We start from the raw sequence: 24,202 nt of genomic DNA, 5'->3' as shown, positions 1-24,202 counted from the left end.
AAGACTTGCCTATACCCATTATAACCGACTTTTACCGAAAAAGAAATGCTCCGTCCACTGCTGCGAAATGCGTTGTTGCTTACTATATAAAGATGCAGCTCCGACCTAAAATGCCAATGAATTACCATGAACTGCCAGCATTGCTTCGCCGAGCACTTCAGATAGCGTTGGATGTGGATGAATGACTTGTCCCACTTCCCATGGGGTCGCATTAAGAAGCATAGCTAGCGACGCTTCAGACAATAAATCCGTTGCATGAGGTCCGATTAGATGCACGCCTAACACGTCATTGGTTTTGGCATCTGCAATGACTTTCGCGAATCCATCTGTCTCACCCAGCACATGTGCCTTGCCAATGGCTTGGAACGGGACTTTGCCGACTTTGATATCATGCCCTTGTTTGCGTGCTTCGTCTTCCGTCAGTCCGATGGAAGCCAGCTCCGGCTTGGAGTAAATCGCTCTTGGCACGCGGGAGTGATCAGGCGCTTGCTCCTTGCCGCCAAGCATATGGTCTACAGCCACAATGGCTTCATGGGCTGCCGCATGCGCCAGCTGTAAGCCGCCGTTCACATCGCCGATGGCGTAAATATGAGGTTCATTCGTTTGAAAATAACCGTTGACGCGGATAACGCCTTTCTCCACGCGTACGTCTGTATTTTCGAGACCGATCTCCTCTACGTTCGCTTGACGGCCAACGGAAACAAGCAACCGCTCTGCATTCAGAATCACGGGGCCATCAGCTGTATCTGCTGTGACGGTGGCTTGTCCGTCCTTATAGGTATACGTATCAAGCTTCAATTGAATACCTGTCAATATACGTACGCCTCTGCGGCGCAACTGCTTCGTAAGCTCTGCAGATGCTTCAACGTCTTCACCTGGCAGCAGCCGTGATGCCGCTTCGATCAAAGTAACCTCAACGCCGAAGTCGATGAGCATGGATGCCCACTCCACGCCAATGACGCCGCCGCCAACGATCAAGATGGATTGCGGAAGCTCGTCCATTGTCAATGCTTCATCGCTTGACATGATCTCGCCTTGTTTCGGTTCCAGACCAGGCAGCGAACGCGGACGTGATCCCGTTGCGATAATCAAATTCGTCGGAACGACGGTTTCCATTTCACCATCCGGGAGTTCAACCGCAACACTTCCGCTCTTCGGTGAGAAGATGGAAGGACCGATTACTCTGCCGCTACCTTGCATGACAGTAATGTTATGCTTGCGCATCAAATATTGAAGCCCTTTGTACAGTCCTTCGACTGTGTTTTCTTTGCGCCGCTGTACTTTAGGGAAATCGAGTGAGATAGCTCCCTCAGCCACATGAATGCCATATGTATCTGCCTTACGCATCGTAGCGTACACTTCGGCACTGCGAAGCAGCGCCTTACTTGGAATACAACCTTTATGTAAACAGGTTCCGCCCAGCTTCTCTCTCTCCACCACGATCACTTTCTTCCCCGCTTGTGCTGCTCGGATTGCTGCTGTATATCCTGCAATGCCACCGCCGATTATGGCCAAATCGCATTGAATCGTCATACTTGTTGCTCCTCTCCAGATCAAAAGCCGTTACATATGACTATTGTACCTTTTTTCAAAGCTCCTTGAAACTGCCACAAGGGATGAAATGGACAGCCTCATTTGAAAAAGGTATGATTAAAGCATTATTGTCGTTGTTTCTGTACAGGAGGATTCATTCGCATGAAGCAAGTTACTATTCGTTTTATTGCCGTTTTATTGCTCGTTATTCCGGGAATCGCCGCAACTTATGGATTTCTTCTTATGAAGGATGCAATCTTTCATTATTTCTCATCCTTCGGCAACGATGCCGCTGTCCATAATTTTGAATGGTGGACCTTTATTCTTGGCATGGTACTGTTCCTGCTTGGAGTCGGCTTTATCGGAGGTTGGACCTTCTTCCGCGACCGCAAACGCAATTATGTCTCATCCCGCTTTCGCGAGAAGCGGCCTCGTCCGCCTCGGCCCGGCGTTTAATTGGAGTCAAACTGCAACGTAAAGTAAAAAGGGCGAGCCCTCCAGTGGTGGAGATGCTCGCCTTTTTGTTACAAAACCTTATCTACAATCCCGTAAGCCACCGCTTCTTCGGCACTCATGAAGCGATCTCTGTCGGAATCTCGTTCGATCCGTTCTTTCGACTGCCCCGTGTGCAGCGCAAGCAAAGTGTTTATTTTCTCGCGCGTCTTCAAGATCCAGCTGGCATGAATCTGAATATCGGAAGCCTGCCCTCTCGCACCGCCGAGAGGCTGGTGAATCATCACTTCGCTGTTGGGAAGAACGTATCGTTTCCCTTTGGCTCCACCTGCTAACAGAATCGCGCCGAAGCTCGCCGCAAATCCTGTACAAATCGTCGAAACCTCCGGTTTAATAAATTGCATCGTATCAAAGATTGAGAACCCAGCCGTGACTGAACCTCCGGGGCTGTTAATATACAGCTGAATGTCTTTATCCGGATCATCTGCAGCGAGGAAGAGCAGCTGGGCCACAACCGCATTGGCCATTTGATCTTCAATTTCTCCGCTTACCATGACGATGCGGTCTTTGAGCAGCCTCGAATAAATATCGTAGCTGCGCTCGCCCCGATTCGTTGATTCCACAATATAAGGCACTAAACTCATAGCCGGAAACCTCCTCATTCGCTGCCGTTAGGCTGCATACATCATGCTAACGGATGAGCGGTTGCCTTGTGACGCATGAAGCTGTCCAATTGCCTGTACCGGATCCATAAGCTGCTCCTCCACGTTAGCGAGTAGAACTAACGCCTGAGCATCGCCTGCGCGAACGGCATGAACATAGGCATAAAGCTGACTATCCTCCACTTTACGCTCCGCCAGCTTCGAGATTTGTGCAAGATCCGAATGCTCTTTGAGCTTTGCTATAGCAGCTCTTGCTCTGTGCAGCGCAGCCTTCACAGCTCCTACGGACATGGTAAGCTTAGCGGCTACGTCGTGGCCTTTATAGCCAAAAACCTCTTTGAGTAGGAACACCGTCCGCTGCAGCGGCGATAAATGATAAATCAGCAGTCTCAGCGCATATTCAAGCTCATGCGATTCCCCGATCAAACGGTCGAGCACCGCTTCCTGCTGTTCCAGAACACGTCTGGATCGCTTCATTCGGCGTGCTTGATCGACTGATATATTCTTCGCAATGCGCAGCAAATAGGCAGTCGGATTAGGATGTACAAGCGCGCCGTTCATGACCGGCAGCGCTCGTAAACAGGTTTCCTGAACCAAATCGTCTGCATCCCATGTGGAACGAGTGAGCGAAAGGCAGTAGCGGTAAAGGGTAATCCGCATTTCATCAACAGTTGGTTGGATTGTCATTGTGGCACCTCCTCATCTGTTAGCGTAGATTCATGACGTAAACGAATGAACGTGTCAAAAAGATACGCGCTGTTTATAAATAATTATAGATCGGATTGCAATTGACGATGCCGCGCCTCTCGAGTGAATAGTCCGATGAGCGCAAACAATGTAAACGCGCTGCCGAGCATGATAAACATACTATTCGTTGATACATATTGTATGCCGAATCCACTGATGCCGGGACCGAGCAAGCTGCCGATGCTGAAGTGAATAGATGCCGTTACATTCGCTGACGGCAGCAATTCACGAGGCAGCAAGTCTGCCGCGTAGGCAAGACCAAGCGAGAAGAAGGAACCGATAAATCCGCCAATCATCGCCAGCAGAATAAATAATACGATTATATTGTCTCCTGCCATCGGAACAGCCAGAAACATCAAGCCAGCAATACCCGCACATCCCATCAGAACGGGCTTTCGTCCGATTCGGTCGCTAAGCATACCAAGCGGGAACATGAGCAGCAAGCTGCCTACGCCTAGAGCCGGAAGCAGCAGCGAGATAGAAGCTTGACTTAGATGAATGCGCAGTCCGTACAACGGGAAATTACTATTCATCGTCGCCTCCATTAATCCATACAGGATTGCCGGCAGAAGCGCAAACCAGGCAATGCGATACACCCTGGCGTATCGGTTCGTAGTGGCTGAAGCAAGCTTCGCCGAATGCTCCGGATATTCCGGATACAGCGTTCTGACAAACAGAAGAATGAGTACGAATAAAGCCGTATTTAAGCAGAAAGGAACCCAATTCCCAATAGACAATAAATTGATTCCGGTAGGCCCTAAGCTAAACCCGATCCCGTAAGCCATGCCGTAGAGCGAAATATAACGACCTCTGCTCTCTGCGGGACTGCTGCTCACAATCCAGAGCTGCGTGCAATAATGAAGGGCACTGTCGCCAACGCCAACGATAATGCGAAGTACAAACCATACCCAAATCGATGTGAGGAAGGGAAACAGCAGCGTTCCAATTGCTGCGAGAATGATGCCGATGATAATGCCTTTCTTATAGCCCATGCTGCGGATCGGTTTCTCGATAAAGAACATCGTACTGAAGGTGCCAATGTATAAGGCCATGGAATTTATCCCATTTACATCCGATGATACCCCCTGCCGATCCAATAAGATGGACAACAGCGGCAGAATCAATCCTTGATTAAAACCCGAGACGAGTGTGACTGAGAGCAAAATAAAAAGTCGCTTCCGTGAAGGAACTGCAGTTAATTCTATTGGTGACAAAACAATCCTCCTGAATGTACTTCTCTGACATGTTTAAATCTGTCCAAGAAAAACGCCACATTCGCAGCTTGCACGAAAGTGGCGCTTATCATGTATTCATAATCTTTACCATCATTTCGGGTGCTCTCAGGAAACCTTATGCTCGATCCGCAGCTTGTCGGCTACCATCGCGATAAACTCGCTGTTTGTCGGCTTTGATTTACTGATATTGATTGTATAACCGAAGAGGTGACTGATGCTGTCAATATTGCCACGCGTCCATGCCACTTCAATCGCATGACGGATAGCACGTTCAACACGCGAAGGCGTCGTCTTAAATTTCTCGGCAATCGCAGGATAAAGCGTTTTTGTAATCGCGCCTAGAATTTCAATATTGTTGTACACCATCGTTATGGCTTCACGCAAATATTGATATCCTTTAATGTGAGCAGGCACTCCGATTTCATGAATGATGCTCGTAATGTTTGCATCCAAATTCTTACCTTTGGCAATCGGTACGACATTGGATTTATTCGAAATGGATGAAGAAGCTGAAGACGAATAAGAGGATGAAATAACAGTTGGATTACCAACCAACTGGCGAATGCGGTTCGCGAGTATTTCCATGTCAAATGGCTTCAATATGTAGTAGGATGCGCCCAGTTGTACAGCCTTTTGAGTAATGTTCTCTTGACCAAAAGCAGTAAGCATGATGATCTTTGGCATTTGAGGCAAATTCATTTCACGAAGCCGTTCCAATACGCCAAGTCCATCAAGATGCGGCATAATAATATCCAAAATCAGAACGTCCGGCACTTCCCGCGTTTCTTCCAATAAGCGAAGCACTTCCTCGCCGTTATAGGCGACACCGGTAACGACCATATCGTTTTGTTCAGAAATATACTCGGACAACAAATTCGTAAATTCCCGATTGTCATCAGCCAACAACACTTCAATTCTTTGCAAGGTATAGTCCTCCTTAGACTAGTAATTCACTCTATTGTAGTTAACGCTTAAAAGCCCTCTGTGTGTATCTTGCTTGTCTAACTAACATTTTCGACATGATGAATGAAATTCCTTCTGTCGAATAATATTTTTCTTTATTATTAATTTGATCTGTTTTATAATGGATAATTTACTACACCATCTATCAGGATTCGCAATAATTCGACAAAAAAATAAAAATCTTAAGGTGGCTAAGCCGCCTTAAGATTTAAGCTTGCTGGTTTGAGAAGAACACCTGCATCTTGCAGCATCCATTCAATAAAACAGCCGTAACCGGATGTCGGATCATTAACAAATACATGCGTAACAGCGCCGATTAGCTTGCCATCTTGAATGATCGGACTTCCGCTCATCCCCTGCACGATACCCCCTGTTTGTTCCAGTAAACGCTTGTCCGTGATTTTGATAACCATCCCTTTGGTTGCCGGGGATTGCTGCTTGGTGACATGAACGATTTCCACATTAAAACGTTCGACCTTCTGACCATTCACTACGGTAAGCAGCTGTGCCGGACCTTCCCTTACTTCTTCCGCAAATGCAACAGGAAGCGACTGCTGATTGTAGCTGTGTGACGGCAGCTCTTTCATCTTGCCAAAGATGCCAAACGACGTGTTGCGCTCTATATTGCCAAGCACTTTACTTTCTTTAATGAAATGTGCTCTTTTCTCTCCGGGTTCGCCATTCTGGCTCTTGTTGATGGACGTCACATTGGACTGCAAAATCTGACCTTCACCAACTTCAATCGGAGTTTGAGTATCCATATCGGTAATCACATGTCCAAGTGCTCCGTAAACGCCTTGATCAGGCGCATAGAAGGTTAAGGTTCCAACACCTGCTGCTGAATCTCGAATGTACAGTCCTAACCGCCAAGCGCGGTCCTCCGAGTCAAATACAGGTGCAAGCTTCGTTTCAAATAATCGTGTACCTCGTTTAACGGTGAGCTGCAGCGACTGTTTAGCGCCGCCTGCTTCTTCTGCCATCTGAGCCACTTTATGCACCTCATTAATGTACTTGCCATTAATTCGGATAATAAGATCGCCTAGTTGCAAATTGGCCTGCTCACCCGGAGATACCCGAGCGCCTTTAGCATCCGTGACTTGATGATGACCTACAACCATAATACCGGCTGATTTCACTTTAACGCCGATGGTTTGTCCACCGGGAATGACACGTAAATCAGGTACAACATTCACTTTTACAGTCTTGAACGGGATTTTTCCAAATAATTTCAATTTCATCGTGGTTTTTCCGCTGTGTGACGACTGAATGGAGAGCGGTTTGTTCAAATTAATGGACAGTGAACGGTCAGATGAACCGTTGACTTGCAGCATTTGCGGATCAACGGTAACTTGAGCATGTACAGGCATACCATAGTCTAATTGCTTCAACTGGCCGGAGAACAAACGAACTTCGTTCGGAAATGCGGCGAAATGTTGAATTGGAGAGGATAGACCAAGCATGCAAACGATGATAACGAGAAGTAAACCCAGCCACCGCTTCCGCTGATTGGCATTCAATGACTTCACGCTCCCTGTTGCAAAATCGCTTGACGAGAAAGGTGGTTCGCCATTTGCGTACCTTTAAGGTATCCCTGCCCCAACAGTTTTATGTCGCCAAAAACATTCCCTGATTGCCTTCCATTACGCCCCCTTTTGTCTATCTGCCAAGTCAAGCATTTCTTGTGCATGATGGCGGGTCTTTTCCGTTACTTCCACGCCACCCAGCATTCGGGCAAGTTCCTCAATACGAGTCGTCGAGCTAAGCTCTGTGACCATGGTTGAAGTCCGTTCTGCCACGATCGTTTTCTTGATCTCATAATGATGATCAGCCATACAAGCAACCTGAGGCAAATGAGTGATGGAGAATACCTGACAATGCGTCGACAATCTAGACATCTTCTCGGCAATGGCTTGAGCAGCGCGGCCGCTGACACCTGTGTCCACCTCGTCGAATATAAGTACAGGCACTTCATCTATAGAGGCGAAGATGGTCTTGAGTGCGAGCATAATACGCGACATTTCACCGCCGGAGGCGATCTTGCTGATCGGCTTCAGCGGCTCACCAGGGTTCGGTGCGATGAGGAATGCCGCTTCATCAATTCCGTTTGGATGCAGCTTGTACGATTCACCGTCTTTACTTTGCTGCAGCTGAACGTGGAAGGTGGTGCGTTCCATTTGGAGTTGGCGCAGCTCGCTCTCGATCGCTCCTGACAGCTTGTCAGCGGCTTCCTTGCGGTGTACGGAAAGGTTACTGCCAAGAGTAACAGCTTCTGCGAACAAACGGGATTGCTCTGCTTGCAAACGAGCCAAGTGCTCGTCACGATTCTCGATTTTATCAGCTTCCGACTTGATTCCGCTCAAGTAGGACAAAATATCAGGGATTGTTTCCCCGTACTTCCGTTTCAAGCTGTGAATTAAGTCAAGACGATCTTCAATATAAGTTAACCGCTCCGGATCCGATTCAACGGAATCACGGTAATCCCTAAGCTGGAATGCCGCATCCTCGAGCTGATAAAAGGCCGATTGCAGCTGTTCCAGCAGGGGCTCCAGAATGACGGAATCATACTCGCGAATATCGGATACTCGGCTGACCGCACGACTGATTGCATCCAACCCTTTGTTACCGTGCAGCAGTGCGTACGCTTCGGAAGCGGAATCTCTGCGTTTGACCGCATACATGAGCTTCTGCTTCTCTTCCGCCAATGCTTCGTCTTCTCCTGCCTTTAACCGAGCCGATGCGATCTCTTCGATTTGGAATCGGAACAAGTCCAGCATTTGCATATTCTGACGCGAAGTATCTTCCAGATCTTTAAGCTGAATGCGGACTTTCTCATATTCTCTGTAAACGGCTCGATAAGCATTCAAAGTTTCAGCCACTGCTCCACCAGCATATAAATCCAGCCATTCCAGATGCTTCTCTGTACGAAGCAATGACTGGTGTTCATGCTGACCATGAATATTGACTAAGCATTCTCCGGTTTCACGAAGCATCGACAAGGTTACGATATGTCCATTGACGCGGCTGATGCTCTTGCCTTGAGAGGAGAGCTCCCGTCTAATGACGAGTCCTTCTTCCGGCGAAGCTTGAATGCCGAATGTCTTCAGCGTGTACCAAACCGGATGCGAAGCCGGCAGCTCGAACATGGCTTCGATTTCAGCCTTGTCGCAACCGTACCTGACCATGTCTGATGCGCCTCTTCCCCCTACCACAAGGCTTAGCGCATCAATCAGAATGGATTTCCCCGCTCCGGTTTCACCCGTTAATACATGAAACCCATCATGGAATTTCACCGAAACCTTCTCAATAACAGCCAAATTACGTATAGACAGCTCGCTTAGCATAGTTGCTCTCCTCCTTAAAGATTCTCCTCGCCCATTGGAAATGCTGCATGTATTACATCAAGTTAATTCATCAGACCTAGTAGTCGTTCTACAATTTCCCCGCTCTGTTGTTTCGTCCGGCAAATCAACAGGATCGTGTCATCTCCGCAGATTGTCCCCATTACCTCAGTCCATTCCATATTGTCTATCATGGCTCCAATCGCGTTTGCCGTACCCGGCAAGCACTTCATGACGACCAGATTATCCGTGTAATCGATATGAAGAAAGTGATCAGACAATGTCCGCTTCAGCTTGTGAATGGAATTGGATCTCGTCTCCTGAGGCAGTGAGTATTTATAGCGTCCATCCTCGATCGGAACCTTGATCAGCTGCATTTCCTTAATGTCCCTAGATATCGTCGCTTGCGTGACCTGTAAGCCTTCTAAACGTAATGTATCGACCAACTCGTCCTGCGTCTCTACGATTTGGCTTGTGATTAACTCGCGTATTTTCATTTGACGGACACTCTTCATAATTTCCTCCTGTTGTCACAAGATTGAATCCATAAATTCGAATTCGATCTTGCGCCATTCATTTGTTAGGAACCGAATCGAAATGTGATGGTGCGAATGGTAAGCTCCTTATGATCTACAAACAGCACCCCTTCGCACTCAGGCAATAGCAGTGCGTAGACAAGCAATCGGTCTCGAACGCCGCTGCCTGTCCAATCTATCGGCATCCGTTCACGCGCTGTTTTTACAATATAATGTTTGCCATCTTTCTCTGCAAATAAATCGATAAATAATCGGCTGTGCAATTTAGTTCCATCTAAGTCGATCTCTATCGGGATTCGGTACTTGCCATGCGTGACCTCGTAACCGGCTTTCTCCAGAAACTGTACGTTAATATCATCATCGCGTACATCTTCTGCATCGCTAATTAGAAGCTTCGTATTCATTCCCGGCGGTTCGTGAAGCCAGCGGTAAAACATGCGATAGAGCCAGAACAAGATCAGCCCGCCAGCGACGACCATAACCAGCCAGTCCCCGTAGTTTCCCATCAGGATCCCTCCAGCATGATGATAAGGTATACCCTATTCATTTCGCTTTATTGGAAGGTTTTCCTCTAACAAGACGACTCCATCTGCCAGAGGTTTCGGCCCAATACCGAACGTTTGTTTGGTTTCGTTCCTAGTGTACCAAATAATGTCCATCCTGCAAAGAGGGGCCGCCTAAAAAAAACATAAAAAGCCTTTCATCACGGCTACAGCCATGAAGAAAGGCTTTCATTCCTTACACTTTACTCTCTTGCGAGAATGTCCCAGCAGCTTCTTTCACGACGGCCGCAATAGCGTCTTCGCCCGGAGGCTCCGATTGACTACCCGGTTCCCATCGCCAATAAGCCAGAAATTCAATGTTGCCTTCTCCGCCGGTAATCGGTGAGTAAGTGAGCTGCTCCAGCACATAACCTTCTGAAGCCGCCATTCCGAGTACTTGCCCAAGCACTTCTCGGTGTACGGCAGATTCTCGCACGACGCCGGATTTAGGCACCTTCTCACGGCCGGCCTCGAATTGCGGTTTAATGAGCGCTACAATTCCCGCCCCTTGTTTAAGCAGCGTGCCAAGCGTCGGCAGAATGAGCTTCAGTGAGATGAAGGAGACGTCAATTGTCGCAAATGTCGGCTGTGGTCCCTTCAGATCTTCCGGTACCGTATATCTGAAGTTGGTACGCTCCATTACATTGACGCGTTCATCCTGGCGCAGTGACCAATCCAATTGATTGTAGCCGACATCGACAGCATATACATACGCCGCCCCGTTCTGCAGTGCACAATCTGTAAATCCGCCGGTGGAAGCGCCAATATCCAACATAACCGCTCCACCCAGCTGCAGCTGGAATTGTTTGATCGCCTTCTCAAGCTTCAAACCACCGCGGCTGACATAGGGATGCAGCGCTCCTTTAACAACGATGGAAGCCGTTCTAGGCACCTTCATGCCGCTCTTCTCGATCCGCTCACCGTCGACGATGACAAGTCCTGCCATCAGTGCCGCCTTCGCCTTCACGCGGCTGTCGTAGAAGCCTTGCTCTACTAACAAAATATCAATACGTTCTTTCGCAATCGTCATCGGTTTCTCCTGCTCTTCTACACTTGTCCGGTTACGCGTTTACGAAGTCGCGGCAGCAGTGTCTTCAGTTCAGCCGCCACATGTTCGGCAGTAAGGCCGACTTCCTGCCGCTGTTCTTTAATTGACCCATGTTCCACAAATAGATCCGGAACGCCCATAATACGAACTGAAATATTATGCTCATTATGCAAAGAATAGAATTCCAACACTGCACTGCCTAAGCCGCCTTGTACAGCACCTTCCTCCAAGACAAGCATATTCAGACCTTCTTTTGCGATCTGCAGCAGCATCGCTTCATCCATCGGTTTAATAAATCTCGCGTTAACCACGCGAACATTGAGGCCTTCGCGTTTCAACAGTTCAGCAGCTTCTTCCGCAACTTGAACCATTGGTCCGATCGCGGCGATGACAGCTGAATCACCTTCACGCACCGTTTCCCAAGTACCAAAAGGAATCGGCTTCATTTCTTTATCAACTTGTACGCCAACTCCGTTAATTCGAGGATATCGAATCGCAATTGGCCCTTCATTATAATCGATCGCCGTCTTCATCATGCGGCGCAGCTCGTTCTCGTCCTTAGGCATCATCAGTACCATATTGGGAATGTGGCGCAAGAAAGGAATATCATATACCCCTTGATGTGTCTCGCCATCCGGGCCAACGAAACCCGCACGGTCAATTGCAAATACAACATTCGTATTCTGGCGGCAAATATCATGAACGACTTGGTCATAAGCACGTTGCAGGAAGGTGGAGTAGACCGCATAAACCGGTTTAAGTCCTTCCAGTGCCATCGCTGCGCACATCGTTGCCGCATGCTGCTCGGCAATACCCACATCGATCATACGATTCGGATATTTGGCAGCGAATTTGATCAACCCGGATCCACCGGGCATCGCTGGCGTCACCGCTACAATTCGGTTATCTTCATCAGCCAGATCCATCAATGCATCGCTGAATACTTCCGTATACATCGGCGGACCAACGGCCTTCAACACTTGACCAGACTCGATTTTGTATGGAGAGATGCCATGCCATTTATGAGAATCGGCTTCCGCCGGCGAATAGCCTTTGCCTTTTGTCGTAATAACGTGTACCAGTACAGGACCCGGTACATGGCTCGCCTGTTCAAGCAGCTCCGTCAATTGCTCCAGATCGTGACCGTCGACCGGCCCGAAGTAGGTGAAACCAAACTGTTCAAACAAAATACCGCTCATGAGCAAGTATTTTACGCTGTCCTTTAATCGCTCCGCGGTCTTAGCAAGTTTGCCGCCGATTGCCGGGATTTTGTTCAGCAGTTGATTCAGTTCTTCCTTCGCCTTCTGATAATGGCGATCGGTTCTGATCTTGCCGAGATAATGATGTAGAGCGCCGACATTGGGCGCAATGGACATTTCATTGTCATTGAGAATAACCAAGAGATTCTTCTTCTCATGCCCGATATGATTGAGCGCTTCCAGCGCCATACCGCCGGTTAACGCGCCATCGCCGATAATCGCGACAACCTTGTTCTTCTCGCCCTTCAAATCACGCGCGAGCGCCATTCCCATTGCAGCAGACAGCGATGTGCTGCTGTGTCCTGCTTCCCATACATCGTGCGGGCTTTCAGAGCGTTTGATGAAACCGCACAGACCCTTATATTTACGAAGCGTATCGAATTGATCCATACGACCCGTTAACATTTTATGAACGTATGATTGATGGCCTACGTCAAAAAGAAACTTATCCTTGGGGCTGTCAAATAAATAATGCAGCGCTAAAGTAAGCTCAACGACGCCTAAGTTCGGCGCAAGATGTCCTCCCGTCTCCGATAGCTTCTCGATGAGAAAAGCACGAATTTCAGCTGCGAGCTGCTCTAATTGTGCAACTGTGAGAGTTTTTAAATCTTTAGGGTCATGAATGTGTTCCAGTAACACGGTATTTCCTCGCTTTCCCGGTGGGCAATCCCCGTTGTCCAACGAACTCCAAATGTGGCTAAATTATAACATAGAACGATGCAAAAATCCCAAATCTCGCTATTTTAATGATCTCTGCGCATTAAATAATCAGCAATTGCGAGCAAATAATCGGGCATTGCAAGTTTTGCTTCTGCAAGCGCCTGCTTCGCATCTTGGGTCAGCCGCTCTACGAGTGCAAGGCTTTCATCCATCCCAATCAGATAAGGATAGGTTACCTTCTGCTGCTCCACATCACTTTGAACCGGCTTGCCGAGCTTCGACTCGTCACCGATCAAATCGAGAATATCGTCCTGGATTTGAAACGCCAGACCGAGCTTTCGTGCAAATTGCTGCAACGATTCCAGCTGCTGCTGGCTGGCTCCCCCGATCCGAGCACCTGCCAGCACAGAGAACACGATCAAATCGCTTGTTTTGTGTAGATGGATATATTCCAGCTCTTCGAGAGAGGTAACCCCCTGCTCGCCCAGAATATCAGCCACTTGTCCGCCGACCATCCCCGCTGCCCCCGCAAGCTTAGCAAGGTCTGCTACAATCGCAAGCGCTGTCTCCGGCGATGCACCAAGCGCAGAAGCCTGCGTCACAGCATAGAAAGCATGGGTGAGCAACCCGTCACCGGCCAGAATAGCCATTGCTTCGCCGAATACTTTATGATTCGTCAATTTGCCTCGGCGATAATCATCGTTATCCATCGCAGGCAAATCATCATGTACGAGCGAATACGTATGAATCATCTCAATCGCGCAAGCAATTGGCATCGCTTGCTTACGAGCCTTTGCATCTTGGCCGACTGCTTCGGCAGCCGTAAGCACAAGAATCGGACGAAGACGCTTGCCGCCCGCTTCAAGGGAGTACATCATGGCTTCACGAAGCTTAGGCGGAATATCCCATCCGAGCGGAAGGGACGACTGCAGCGCTTCTTCGATTTCCAGAACGGAGCGTGTTAAATAATCTGCAGTAGAAACCGAAGTTTTCACTGTTATTCCCCTCTATCTTCGTTTGCTTGCGCAAACGGTTTTTTATGTAATCCATTTTCGGTTTCAATTAGAACTTCAATCTTACGTTCTACTTGTTCAAGCTTGGAGCCGCACAATGAAGAGAGCTTCATCCCTTCTTGAAAAAGCTCGATTGCCGTTTCCAGTGGAACATCGCCGCTCTCCAGCTTACCTACGATCGACTCCAAACGTTCCATCGCCGCTTCAAAGCTCATCTCTTCTTGTTCTTTAGCTGCTGCCATCTGCTAGGCCTCCCCTTTCATTCCCCACACCTGACATTCCAGCTGACCATCGGCTACCTTCACGTGGAGCAAATCGCCAAGCTGTACATCGGAAACGGATTTAATGAGCTTTTGATCTTTGTCATCGTAAACCAAACTATATCCCCGGGACATGACTTTGAGGGGACTAAGTGCATCCAACTGACGCATGGAAGACAGAAGCTGCACCCGCCGCGCCTTCAAGCCTTGCTGCATGGTTATGTCTAATCGAGCGGTTAGCCGTTCCAGCTGTTTGGCTGCAAGCACTGCTTGAGCTCCGGGATGAACACGAGTCAATGCACGATTAAGTGCTGCGTACCGCTCTCGATGTTTCTCCGCGAAACGAATGGCTCTCGCCTTTAATCTCTCCTCCGTGCGGTCAAGCCGTTCGGCATGCTGAAGCAGATACTTGCGCGGGTTCAAGAACAGCGGTGATTTGCGCAGCCTCGTAAGTCGATCCTGCCGGTTCTGCAGCGTCATTCGAAGATTCTGTACGAGTCTGGATTCCACTTGCGAAAGTCGTGTTCTCATCTCTTGCATACTCGTAACAGCCAGCTCAGCTGCAGCTGTAGGCGTTGCCGCACGAAGATCCGCCACAAAGTCAGCTATCGTAAAATCCGTCTCGTGACCGACAGCGGAAATAATCGGGATCGCTGACCTTGCAATGCTTCTTGCCACAGATTCTTCATTAAAGGCCCAAAGCTCTTCCAAAGAGCCTCCGCCCCGGCCAATTATTAATACGTCAACTTCGGCTAATCGGTTCATTGTTTCGATCGCTTTTACGATCGATGGTGCTGCGCCAGTCCCTTGAACCAGTACGGGAAAAAGCAGTACCGGCACAGAAGGGTGACGGCGCTGCAGCGTAATAATTATGTCTCTCACGGCAGCGCCGGTTGGCGAAGTAATAATTCCGATCGCTTTCGGGAAACGAGGAATCGGCCTTTTTCTTGCCCCGTCAAAGAGCCCCTCATCTTGAAGCTTCCGTTTCAACTGCTCATAAGCCAGATATAGGCTGCCGATTCCATCCGGGTGCATCGCTGTACAATAAAATTGATAATTGCCATCTCGTTCATAGACGGAAATATTACCGCGTGCCAGTACCTTGGCACCTTCCTTCGGGATGAACGGAAGTTTCTGATTATAGGAGGCAAACATAATGCATTTCAACCTGCTGTCTTTGTCCTTCAGGGTGAAATACATATGTCCGCTGGAATGATGCGTAAAATTTGATATTTCCCCGCGCAGCCAAACATCGCCGAGCAGGTCGTCCGATTCCAGCTTCATCCCGATATAGCGGTTTATTTCTTTAATCGAAAGTATACGCGCCGGTTCAGCCATCTTCGGATTACTCACTCCTTAATTGCGTGTTGTTGTTTTGCCGCTTTAAGTGTGTTTTGCATCAGCATCGTAATCGTCATTGGGCCAACGCCGCCGGGAACCGGGGTAATATAACCTGCCGTATCCAATACATCATCATAATCAACATCGCCGGCAAGTTTTCCGTCTTCGAGGCGATTAATGCCGACATCGATTACAATAGCGCCCGGCTTAACGAATTGACGTCCGATTGCTTTGGCTTTTCCGATTGCCACTACGAGAATATCTGCAGTACGTGCGATCTCTTCCATGTTAGCCGTTCTGGAATGACAGATCGTCACTGTTGCATGTTCTCTAAGCAGCAGCATAGAAACCGGTTTGCCGACAATATTACTGCGACCGATAACAACGGCATGTTTACCTGCAATTGGCAGTCCTGTCCGTTTGATCATCTCAATAACACCGGCAGGTGTACACGGCAGCAAGCTGTCATCACCAATCACGAGGTTGCCCACGCTTTCTGGATGGAAACCGTCAACATCTTTAGCCGTGCTGATTGCATCGATGACTGCCTTCTCATCAATATGCTTAGGAAGCGGCAATTGCACGAGAATACCATGAATGCTGGTTTGTTTGTTCAACTTATCTATTAAGGCGAGCAGCTGTTCTTGCGAAGTCGCTGCATCCAGTCTATGTACTTCCGAGTAGAAGCCAAGCTGCTGGCATGCTTTCTCTTTGCTTCCCACATACACTTTGGAAGCCGGATCTTCACCAACCAGAACTACCGCCAGACCGGGTTTAATATCCATTGCGGCAAGCTTCGCCGCAGCTTCACTAATTTCCAAACGAATGGCATCTGAAATCACTTTTCCCTCAATACGTTGTGAAGTCATGTAATCACTCCCAATTCTGTATGTAAATATACATTTTTGTAAGCCCCTTAAATCCCTCATGATGGAGGGCTCTAAGGGGCTCGTACTACTCGTTATTGAGCTAATCGACTACGTGTAATTTCACTTACGCCTTCGGCTTTAGCTCGTCCAATGCTTGAAGCAGTCTTCCGAGAACACCGTTGACAAACTTACCGGATTCATCGGTTCCAAAATGCTTCGCAAGCTCGATGGCCTCGTTGATAATCGCCTTCGGCGGCACATCATCGCGGAACACCAGCTCGTAGCAAGCCAGACGCAATATTTGACGGTCGACGCGCGATAAACGATCTACCTGCCAGCCCGTTAAATAATGCTGCAGCATGTCATCAATCGCCGTCTTGCGTTCAATAACACCTTGAACCATTTCACGGACATACTCGTCAATCCGTTCCACGTCTGCCGCATCGGCCTCAATCTCATTCTCGTCATTCACTTCGCTAACCAGCATATCAACAGCTGACGCTGCAGTTGCTTCTTCATTCATTTCCATTTGGTACAAGCTCTGTACCACAATCTCCCGCGCTAACCTACGTTTCATGGGGCCTCCTGACAATTTCGCACAGATTCGATCTACAAAATATGATCTCCTCCCTGCCCCGAACATTCGACTTGCCAATGTCCGGGGTACGGAGGAGACCATAGTACTATTTGAACGGCCGCCATCTCTCCATGAGCCATTCGGTTACCCGATGCCACGGAATAATAGGGCCGCTTTGCTCGTCTTTCAGTTTCCCGATCGTATAACCGACCCAAAGCAGCAAGCCGAAAAACAACATATCCCAAAATCCAACGATAAAATAAAGGAGTCCGAGAATGATACCTACAGACACGCCGGCGATCCGTCCACCATAGGTTGTCCAGATTTCCTTCCACATCGGCATCACCCCTATTCTACGCGACTTTTGAAGTTCGCGGTTTGGATGATGTTAGCTACAAATACGGACACGCCTGCTACAGGAATACCTGTAATCTCTTCCACATGGGATTTGACAGCACGCTGTATTTCTTCCGTCAATGTCGGAATAGAGCTCTCACCATCTGCAATGGCACGAAGCGAAACCTCGATACCCGCTTCACTGATTCTGATCCGCGCCTTTAAATCTTTGACACCCTTCTGACGGCTGGCTGCCTTAAGCGCCAAGTTCTCCACCGTTTCCAGCGAGATACGAATATCTCCGAATTCCGTCCGTTGGTCAATCGAAGGTGCCGAAGCATTGCTGCGACGAAGCGCTAAGTAAAGGAAACGAAGACTGATCAATAAAACAATCGTGGAAACAATAATAACCGTCGCTTGCAGCCAGCGGTACTCGCCGCCGTACAAATTATGTACCAGGTTGTTAAGCCATTCTTCAGGAAACCAATATACGCCTGCACTAAACGCGATAACGGCTACAGCGCCAATCGCGATGCTGTATAGAAACAGCAGAAGCTTGTCCAACACTCTTATCAACGAGAGTTCCTCCTCGGGCGGACTAGATAAAACCCCCTAGCGCCGAGCGGCAAGCCCAACCACTAGGGGGTATGTCGTCATACATTCACGATTGATCCGTTATTTGACTCGTAATTGGATCTCTTCTTCTTCCGGCTTCTCAACCGTTTTGAAATGAACGTCATGAATATGAACATTCACTTCAACGACATGCAAGCCAGTCATCATTTCGATCGATCGTTTGACATTGTTCTGGATGTCTGCCGCAATTTCCGGAATCCTGTGACCATATTCAACAATGATGGACACATCAACTGCCGCCTCGCGTTGACCTACCTCAACCTTAACGCCTTTGGACAAATTTTTACGGCCCAATAGCTCAGCGATGCCTCCGGCAAATCCGCCGCTCATCCCTGCCACGCCACGAACCTCAATTGTCGCAAGTCCTGCAATCACTTCAATGACTTCGGGTGCGATTTGAATAGTGCCCATGTCTGTTTTCTCATAGTCCGCTGCCAGCGTACTCATGGTTATCCTACACCTCCCGTAAAGTAGCTTCCTACCGAACGAAAAACCGATAGCTTATCCGCTTCTTATTCCTATACTATAGCATTCTGAGGGAAATATGACAAACCGTTGCGATGGAGTTTACGGCCATTAGAGCCGATTATTCCTCCGGATTGTTGACGTCATTTTCCTCTAAGAACTTGATGTCGAAATTTCCTTTGAGAAACTTTGGATGATTAAGCAACTTCATGTGGAACGGAATCGTCGTGCGAATGCCGTCGATGGCAAACTCTGCGAGCGCACGTTTCATTCTTGCAATCGCATCCTCACGAGTAGCTCCCCATACGATCAGCTTCGCAATCATGGAGTCATAATGAGGTGAAATTGTGTAGCCCGGATATGCGCCGCTGTCTACGCGAACGCCCAAGCCGCCCGGTGGCAAGTAGAACGAAATTTGACCCGGCGAAGGCATAAAGTTGCGTTCCGAATCCTCGGCATTGATCCGACATTCGATCGACCAGCCGTTAATCTTCAGTTCTTCTTGTTTGATCGACAACGGATTGCCTTCTGCAACGGAGATCATCTCTTTGATTAAATCTACGCCGGTAATCATTTCCGTTACCGGATGCTCAACTTGAATACGAGTGTTCATCTCCATGAAGTAGAAATTACCATCCGGACCTAGCAGGAACTCGAGCGTTCCGGCACCTGAATATTGTACGGCCAGAGCTGCGCGCACTGCCGCTTGCCCCATACGTTCACGCATTGCAGGACTCAGCACCGGACACGGTGCTTCCTCAACGAGCTTCTGTCGACGACGCTGCACCGAACAATCACGTTCAAACAAATGAACCGCATTGCCGTGCTTGTCGGCCATGATTTGAATTTCGACGTGCTTCATGCCCGTCAAATACTTCTCCAAATACACGCCTGCATTACCGAAGGCTTTCTGTGCTTCGTTCTGTGCGGTCGAGATTTGGGAAATAAGGGTATCCTCATCTTCAGCGATCCGAATGCCTTTGCCGCCGCCGCCCGCTGTCGCTTTGATAATGACCGGATAACCAATTTCGCGTGCAACGCGAATCGCATCATCCATATCCTCGACAAGTCCGTCGGAGCCCGGAATAATCGGCACATCCGCTTCCTTCATCGTTTTCTTCGCTACTGCTTTATCGCCCATTTTGCTGATGGCTTGAGGAGAAGGACCAATAAACGTCACGTTGCAGGATTCACAAATTTCTGCGAAATCCGCATTCTCCGCCAAGAATCCATAGCCGGGATGAATGGCATCGCAATCCGTTAAGGTTGCAACGCTCATAATATTAGTTAAATTGAGATAGCTGTCCTTGGAAGCTACAGGACCGATGCAATAAGCCTCGTCCGCCAAACGGACATGAAGCGATTCACGGTCTGCCTCAGAGTAGACGGCAACGGTTTGAATGCCCAGCTCGCGGCAAGCGCGAATAATTCGAACGGCAATTTCTCCCCGGTTGGCAATCAAAATTTTATTGAATTTCACGGTAAAGGCTCCTCTCGTGCGCATTGTATCTAGGTGTCACCTTAGCTTTGTTCTGCTACTCCGGTTTAACCAGGAACAATGGCTGCCCGAACTCAATAAGCTGGCCATTCTCAACGAGAATTTCTACGATCTCGCCGCGAACTTCCGCTTCCAGCTCATTCATCAGCTTCATCGCTTCAAGAATACATACAATCGATTTCTCGTTAATGCGGTCGCCTACGTTGACGAAAGGACCCTTCTCAGGCGACGATGCGCGGTAGAACGTACCGACCATCGGAGAGAGGATTTGGTGATAGTTTTCTTCTTTGGCTGCAGGCGCTTGCGGAGCCGCTGCTGCCGGAGCACCGCCAGGCATACCTTGTGCCGGTTGAACTTGCGGCTGGTAAGACTGCGTATATGTAGGAACGAGAGACGCAGCTTGTACATTCACCACTTCCGCTTTGCCGGGCTTGCGGATCATCAGGCGGGCGCCATCGTTTTCAATTTCAAGTTCGTGTACGGAAGTCCCATCAACCAGCTTGATCAATTCTTTAATCTCGCTCAGCTTAAACATCGTTTCACTCCTATAAGTTTTTGCGCCTCATGCAAGGAGACGCTGCGTAATTGCGTTGCTGCTTGCTGCTTACTGCATGCATCAGCCTGCTTCTACTTTGTGAGGTTATCAGCACCCTGCAAAAAGGTGACATTTACCAAACCTGCACATACCGAAACCATTATAGCACAAACCTCGCGGAACACGAACCCATTTTTTATACATCTCGGATGGGAAAAAGCCCCATTGCCACTGACTTTGGCATCGGGGCCTTCCGCATTTGCCTTACTTGACGTACTGAATGGTGACTTGCTCCGGCGAAACACCGAGCTCTGTAATGACCATTGTAAGGATGCTGTCCGCTTGGCTTTTCTCTAGTTTGTCGCTTTGTACGACGACTTTGTAGCGATCTCCGTCCGGATAAACTGCGGCGTTATTGAACTGCTTCACCAATTCTTCCTCAAGACCTGTAATCTTAGAGCTCTTGTCTTCAAGCAGATTTAACTGTTCGACTGCAGAACCGGCTGCTTTGTCGTCTTGCTTCGTATCTGAGATCGTGCCATACAGTTTATTATACTCATCGTATAATTTCTGATCACGTTTCTCTTGCATTTGGCTGAATACACTGGCGCTGAATCCGCCGGCTTTCTCGAGTTGATCAAGCACCGCTTGATCTTCCTGATTCGCGGCTGCCGTTGCCGCAGGATCCGTTGCCGTTCCTTGATCCTGCGCAGCATTTGGAGTGGAATCAGCTGCATTCGAATCCGTTGCATTTGCGCTTGTCCCGTCCGTTACGTCCGTAACGGTAATCCCTTCATCATTCGTCGTTGTACCGGATGCTTCAGTCGCATCTCCCTTAACTTGCTCTTGCTGCGTGCCGTCTGTTGCCACCTGAGATGGATTTACATCTTCTGTAAACAAGTAATAAGCCGATAAAATGACCATCAAACTCAGCATGGATACCAGCCAAATCGTTTGCCTTTTGTTGTTCATGAACGAACAGCCTCCCTTTTCATTGTCCAATTGGTATTATTGATGCTTGCGTGGAACGACCGAAATTCGGTTAATCGCGACATTGAGCCCTTTCTCCACCGCGTCTATAATTAAACGTCTGACCACTCCGTTCTCCGCGCCTTTAGCTACTATGAGCACGCCGCGGACCTTCGGCTGGATACGTTTGACGATAATCGGAGCCGTATCTCCATTCGTGTTGTAGAGCACTACCTTGCCTTCCTTGGTGATGGAAGTAATGCTGCGCTTGCCGCCATTCTTATCGATTTCATTCGTAATTTGCTGTGATTCCTTCTCATCGATATGAACGGTAACCTCTTCCGTCGAATCAACTGTTACGAGTACATCCACCATACCGACGCCGACGATTTTCTCCAAAATATCCTTGAGCCTCGCCTCAAGCGGCTGCTCGATGCCGTCAAAGGAAGAATGCTCGGATGAATGATTGCCGATGACAGCTTGTTCAGAAGGCGGCGTCCCGGAAGCAGCTTGGTCTGTAGGCGGCACCTTTTGATAGGACAGAAAAGAGTTGACCACCATTAGCCCTATTCCGATTAAGCCGATAATGAGCAGCCAGCGCAGCGTCTTAACCCGCTTAGGTCCGCCTTGCCCTTTGCCGATGGTTGACTCCAACCCGCTCAGCCAATTGGCCAACGTCGTTCTCCCCTTTCATTAGTAAGCCGCATCTGAAGCTGTTTGCTGTACCTTCACCTCGATTAATCGAGGCGCCACGCCCCAGCCTAATCGAAGTACATCTTTCACCGCATCCGTCACCGCACCAGGCGCTTCTTTCTCAGCCGTATCCGAATCATCGGATGCGGATTGACGATCACCCTCCGAAGTTGATTCCGGCTGTACGGTAACCTCAATTGCTTCGACCTCATCTACGGCTTTCGCTTCATCAGACTGCTCAGCATTGGCAGCAGCCTGCTCTTCAGGCGGCAGCAGCGTTACGGTAACACCGGCAATCTGAGCGGATTGCCCGTCTTTATTCATTTCCAGCTTGACGTCGACAGCCGCTGCATGAAGCCCGGCGTTCTCTGCCAGCTCGGCTTTCATCGCTTCCTCCAGCTTCTGCTCGGTCAATGTTGTTGCTGCTGACTGCTGCTTGCGCTGCAGGTCCTTGGCATTTTGCTGGATATCCTCAAGTGTTGGCATGTGGAATTGCTCAGACTTCGTGTTATGGACCCAACTCTCTACCTGCGCATCAAGTTTGGCGTTAAAATCACCTTGCAGCAGCCGTATGATCGGTGTAAGGATCGTCAGCAGAATGATTAAACCCGCTACAAGTCTGACATAACGCTGCATCGCTTTGTTCGGCAGCAGCAGATCGATAAACCCCGCCAGCAGCACAACCGCGATTATTTGCTGCAGCCAAACCGCCAGCCAGCTCATCATGTTGAATTCCACCGCCTAACTTTTACCGAATCATGATTGCTGCATTGCCTGCTGTAAGTATGATGGTGATGGCCAGGAAGAACATGAGTCCGACAGCAGCTAGTGCGGCAAACACGTAAATCAGCGTTTTGCCTATGGTTTGCAGACAGCTCACGATAGGACTATCGCCAAGCGGCTGCATGATGGCTGCCGATACGTTGTAGATGAGCGCAAGTGTAATGATTTTGAGGGCAGGAAACGCACATAGGAACAAAATAATGACCACACCTGCAAGTCCAATTGCATTCTTCACAAGCAGTGAAGCCGACATGACCGTGTCTGCCGCATCTGAGAAGGTTCGACCAATGACAGGAACGAAATTCCCCGTAATAAACTTTGCAGTTCGCATCGTAACGCCGTCGGTCACCGAACCGGTAGCTCCCTGCACGGAGATAACCCCAAGGAACACGGTCAGCATGACACCGAGCAAACCGACACTGAAGTTGCGCAGCACATTCGCCAGCTGAGTCACCTTGAACTTATCCGACACCGCACTTGCAATATGCAAGACTGCCGAGAAGAAGAGCAGCGGGAAAACGAACGTATAAATGACTGTGCCGACGGCATTAATCATGAAGATGATCAACGGATGAAGCACCGACACCGTTACAACGCTGCCCATTGTGGCTAACAGCGTGAGCAGCAGCGGCATCATGGCAAGCATGAACTGGATCATCCCGGTGATGGCATCCTTCGCGTAGCCGATGGCGACATTGAAGCTGTTTACGGCTAGGACGATCATGACCATGTAGGTGATACTGTAAGCAACTTTGCTGACGGCATTGCGTTCGAAGGCGGTTTGCATCGTCTCGAGCATCATGCTGAACACGGTTAGAATGACAATCGTGACCAGCAGCTTACCGTTATACAAAATTTCGTGCAGGGCATACTTGAGCAGTCCCGAAAGCACCGTTGTCAGCTTCAATCCTTCGCCGCCGGGCATGATCATTTCGGCAAAGCTTGGCACGTTGTTATCGGGGAAGAATCCCCCGTATTCAGACATCAGCTTGTTCCAATATTTCTCTACATCTTCCGTATTGATCTCCTTGACCTGATCACCGGCCAAATTCTTATTGACCGAAACGGCATTGTCGTTTGAAGTGAGGTCGTCCGCTTCCGGTGCAGCTGTCGGTTCAACGATGGCAGCCGTGTTGTGACTGCTCGTTTGCGAATCCGCAAATACGGCAATTGGCAGAATCGTCAGCAGCCCCAGCATGAGCAATGCTTGCAGCACCGCGAATCGGATGGTCCAGTGCCGCCGCATAATGC

General features: G+C 48.9%; 26 protein-coding genes. 1 reads left to right on the top strand and 25 read right to left on the bottom strand.

The window, feature by feature from the left end:
- Window positions 1-105: 105 nt before the first annotated feature.
- The gene (gene lpdA / locus AC0YNS_RS01645; protein WP_475779330.1) at window positions 106-1,533 is read right to left on the bottom strand and encodes a dihydrolipoyl dehydrogenase; all 1,428 of its coding nucleotides are present in this window, start codon (window positions 1,531-1,533) and stop codon (window positions 106-108) included.
- 162 nt (window positions 1,534-1,695) lie between these two features.
- Here lpdA and AC0YNS_RS01640 point away from each other — a divergent pair, with 162 nt between their 5' ends.
- Window positions 1,696-1,989: a DUF2627 domain-containing protein gene (locus AC0YNS_RS01640; protein WP_210659648.1), complete on the top strand. Its 294-nt coding sequence runs from the start codon at window positions 1,696-1,698 to the stop codon at window positions 1,987-1,989.
- 68 nt (window positions 1,990-2,057) lie between these two features.
- Here the strand turns inward: AC0YNS_RS01640 and clpP are convergent, their stop codons facing one another.
- The 24 genes from clpP to spoIIIAE form a co-directional block, all read right to left on the bottom strand.
- Window positions 2,058-2,630 carry an ATP-dependent Clp endopeptidase proteolytic subunit ClpP gene (gene clpP / locus AC0YNS_RS01635; protein ID WP_475779329.1) on the bottom strand — a complete coding sequence of 191 codons (573 nt, stop codon included), beginning with the start codon at window positions 2,628-2,630 and terminating at the stop codon, window positions 2,058-2,060.
- A 27-nt stretch (window positions 2,631-2,657) separates the two neighbouring features.
- On the bottom strand, window positions 2,658-3,335 hold the full coding sequence (locus AC0YNS_RS01630; protein ID WP_475779328.1) for an RNA polymerase sigma factor: 678 nt from the start codon (window positions 3,333-3,335) through the stop codon (window positions 2,658-2,660).
- A gap of 83 nt (window positions 3,336-3,418) precedes the next feature.
- A complete protein-coding gene (locus tag AC0YNS_RS01625; protein WP_475779327.1) occupies window positions 3,419-4,609 on the bottom strand; it encodes an MFS transporter in 1,191 nt (396 codons plus the stop codon).
- Between the two features lie 126 nt (window positions 4,610-4,735).
- Window positions 4,736-5,554, bottom strand: a complete 819-nt coding sequence (gene spo0A / locus AC0YNS_RS01620) for a sporulation transcription factor Spo0A (protein WP_475779326.1) — start codon at window positions 5,552-5,554, stop codon at window positions 4,736-4,738.
- A gap of 230 nt (window positions 5,555-5,784) precedes the next feature.
- A complete protein-coding gene (gene spoIVB, locus AC0YNS_RS01615) occupies window positions 5,785-7,110 on the bottom strand; it encodes a SpoIVB peptidase (RefSeq protein ID WP_475779325.1) in 1,326 nt (441 codons plus the stop codon).
- Window positions 7,111-7,233: 123 nt separating this feature from the next.
- A complete protein-coding gene (gene recN / locus AC0YNS_RS01610) occupies window positions 7,234-8,934 on the bottom strand; it encodes a DNA repair protein RecN (protein ID WP_475779324.1) in 1,701 nt (566 codons plus the stop codon).
- A gap of 62 nt (window positions 8,935-8,996) precedes the next feature.
- Window positions 8,997-9,446, bottom strand: coding sequence for a transcriptional regulator AhrC/ArgR (gene ahrC / locus AC0YNS_RS01605; RefSeq protein WP_475779323.1), 450 nt, complete (start codon window positions 9,444-9,446; stop codon window positions 8,997-8,999).
- A gap of 65 nt (window positions 9,447-9,511) precedes the next feature.
- Window positions 9,512-9,973: a hypothetical protein gene (locus AC0YNS_RS01600; protein WP_475779322.1), complete on the bottom strand. Its 462-nt coding sequence runs from the start codon at window positions 9,971-9,973 to the stop codon at window positions 9,512-9,514.
- A 232-nt stretch (window positions 9,974-10,205) separates the two neighbouring features.
- Window positions 10,206-11,039 carry a TlyA family RNA methyltransferase gene (locus AC0YNS_RS01595; protein ID WP_475779321.1) on the bottom strand — a complete coding sequence of 278 codons (834 nt, stop codon included), beginning with the start codon at window positions 11,037-11,039 and terminating at the stop codon, window positions 10,206-10,208.
- A 17-nt stretch (window positions 11,040-11,056) separates the two neighbouring features.
- Entirely contained in the window at window positions 11,057-12,955 is a 1,899-nt protein-coding gene (gene dxs / locus AC0YNS_RS01590) for a 1-deoxy-D-xylulose-5-phosphate synthase (RefSeq protein ID WP_475779320.1), read from the bottom strand.
- A gap of 104 nt (window positions 12,956-13,059) precedes the next feature.
- Window positions 13,060-13,971 carry a polyprenyl synthetase family protein gene (locus AC0YNS_RS01585; RefSeq protein ID WP_475779319.1) on the bottom strand — a complete coding sequence of 304 codons (912 nt, stop codon included), beginning with the start codon at window positions 13,969-13,971 and terminating at the stop codon, window positions 13,060-13,062.
- 2 nt (window positions 13,972-13,973) lie between these two features.
- Window positions 13,974-14,231, bottom strand: a complete 258-nt coding sequence (xseB, locus tag AC0YNS_RS01580) for an exodeoxyribonuclease VII small subunit (protein WP_475779318.1) — start codon at window positions 14,229-14,231, stop codon at window positions 13,974-13,976.
- A gap of 3 nt (window positions 14,232-14,234) precedes the next feature.
- Window positions 14,235-15,587 carry an exodeoxyribonuclease VII large subunit gene (xseA, locus tag AC0YNS_RS01575; protein WP_475779317.1) on the bottom strand — a complete coding sequence of 451 codons (1,353 nt, stop codon included), beginning with the start codon at window positions 15,585-15,587 and terminating at the stop codon, window positions 14,235-14,237.
- 11 nt (window positions 15,588-15,598) lie between these two features.
- The gene (gene folD, locus AC0YNS_RS01570; RefSeq protein ID WP_475779316.1) at window positions 15,599-16,459 is read right to left on the bottom strand and encodes a bifunctional methylenetetrahydrofolate dehydrogenase/methenyltetrahydrofolate cyclohydrolase FolD; all 861 of its coding nucleotides are present in this window, start codon (window positions 16,457-16,459) and stop codon (window positions 15,599-15,601) included.
- A gap of 124 nt (window positions 16,460-16,583) precedes the next feature.
- Window positions 16,584-17,036 carry a transcription antitermination factor NusB gene (nusB, locus tag AC0YNS_RS01565; RefSeq protein ID WP_090976893.1) on the bottom strand — a complete coding sequence of 151 codons (453 nt, stop codon included), beginning with the start codon at window positions 17,034-17,036 and terminating at the stop codon, window positions 16,584-16,586.
- A gap of 106 nt (window positions 17,037-17,142) precedes the next feature.
- Window positions 17,143-17,373, bottom strand: coding sequence for a DUF2273 domain-containing protein (locus AC0YNS_RS01560; RefSeq protein WP_475779315.1), 231 nt, complete (start codon window positions 17,371-17,373; stop codon window positions 17,143-17,145).
- 11 nt (window positions 17,374-17,384) lie between these two features.
- A complete protein-coding gene (amaP, locus tag AC0YNS_RS01555; RefSeq protein ID WP_090976897.1) occupies window positions 17,385-17,948 on the bottom strand; it encodes an alkaline shock response membrane anchor protein AmaP in 564 nt (187 codons plus the stop codon).
- A gap of 99 nt (window positions 17,949-18,047) precedes the next feature.
- Window positions 18,048-18,455, bottom strand: coding sequence for an Asp23/Gls24 family envelope stress response protein (locus tag AC0YNS_RS01550; RefSeq protein WP_090976899.1), 408 nt, complete (start codon window positions 18,453-18,455; stop codon window positions 18,048-18,050).
- A 139-nt stretch (window positions 18,456-18,594) separates the two neighbouring features.
- A complete protein-coding gene (gene accC, locus AC0YNS_RS01545) occupies window positions 18,595-19,953 on the bottom strand; it encodes an acetyl-CoA carboxylase biotin carboxylase subunit (RefSeq protein WP_475779314.1) in 1,359 nt (452 codons plus the stop codon).
- Window positions 19,954-20,008: 55 nt separating this feature from the next.
- Complete coding sequence (accB, locus tag AC0YNS_RS01540) at window positions 20,009-20,506, bottom strand: acetyl-CoA carboxylase biotin carboxyl carrier protein (RefSeq protein WP_475779313.1); 498 nt, start codon at window positions 20,504-20,506, stop codon at window positions 20,009-20,011.
- A 264-nt stretch (window positions 20,507-20,770) separates the two neighbouring features.
- Window positions 20,771-21,478, bottom strand: a complete 708-nt coding sequence (locus tag AC0YNS_RS01535; RefSeq protein ID WP_475779312.1) for a SpoIIIAH-like family protein — start codon at window positions 21,476-21,478, stop codon at window positions 20,771-20,773.
- 36 nt (window positions 21,479-21,514) lie between these two features.
- Entirely contained in the window at window positions 21,515-22,150 is a 636-nt protein-coding gene (gene spoIIIAG, locus AC0YNS_RS01530) for a stage III sporulation protein AG (RefSeq protein WP_475779311.1), read from the bottom strand.
- Between the two features lie 18 nt (window positions 22,151-22,168).
- Complete coding sequence (gene spoIIIAF / locus AC0YNS_RS01525; RefSeq protein ID WP_475779310.1) at window positions 22,169-22,894, bottom strand: stage III sporulation protein AF; 726 nt, start codon at window positions 22,892-22,894, stop codon at window positions 22,169-22,171.
- A gap of 22 nt (window positions 22,895-22,916) precedes the next feature.
- A complete protein-coding gene (gene spoIIIAE / locus AC0YNS_RS01520) occupies window positions 22,917-24,197 on the bottom strand; it encodes a stage III sporulation protein AE (protein WP_475779309.1) in 1,281 nt (426 codons plus the stop codon).
- Window positions 24,198-24,202 lie beyond the last annotated feature (5 nt).

This window comes from Paenibacillus sp. J22FR21, from assembly GCF_056269135.1.
This window is presented reverse-complemented; position numbering and strand designations above follow the sequence as displayed.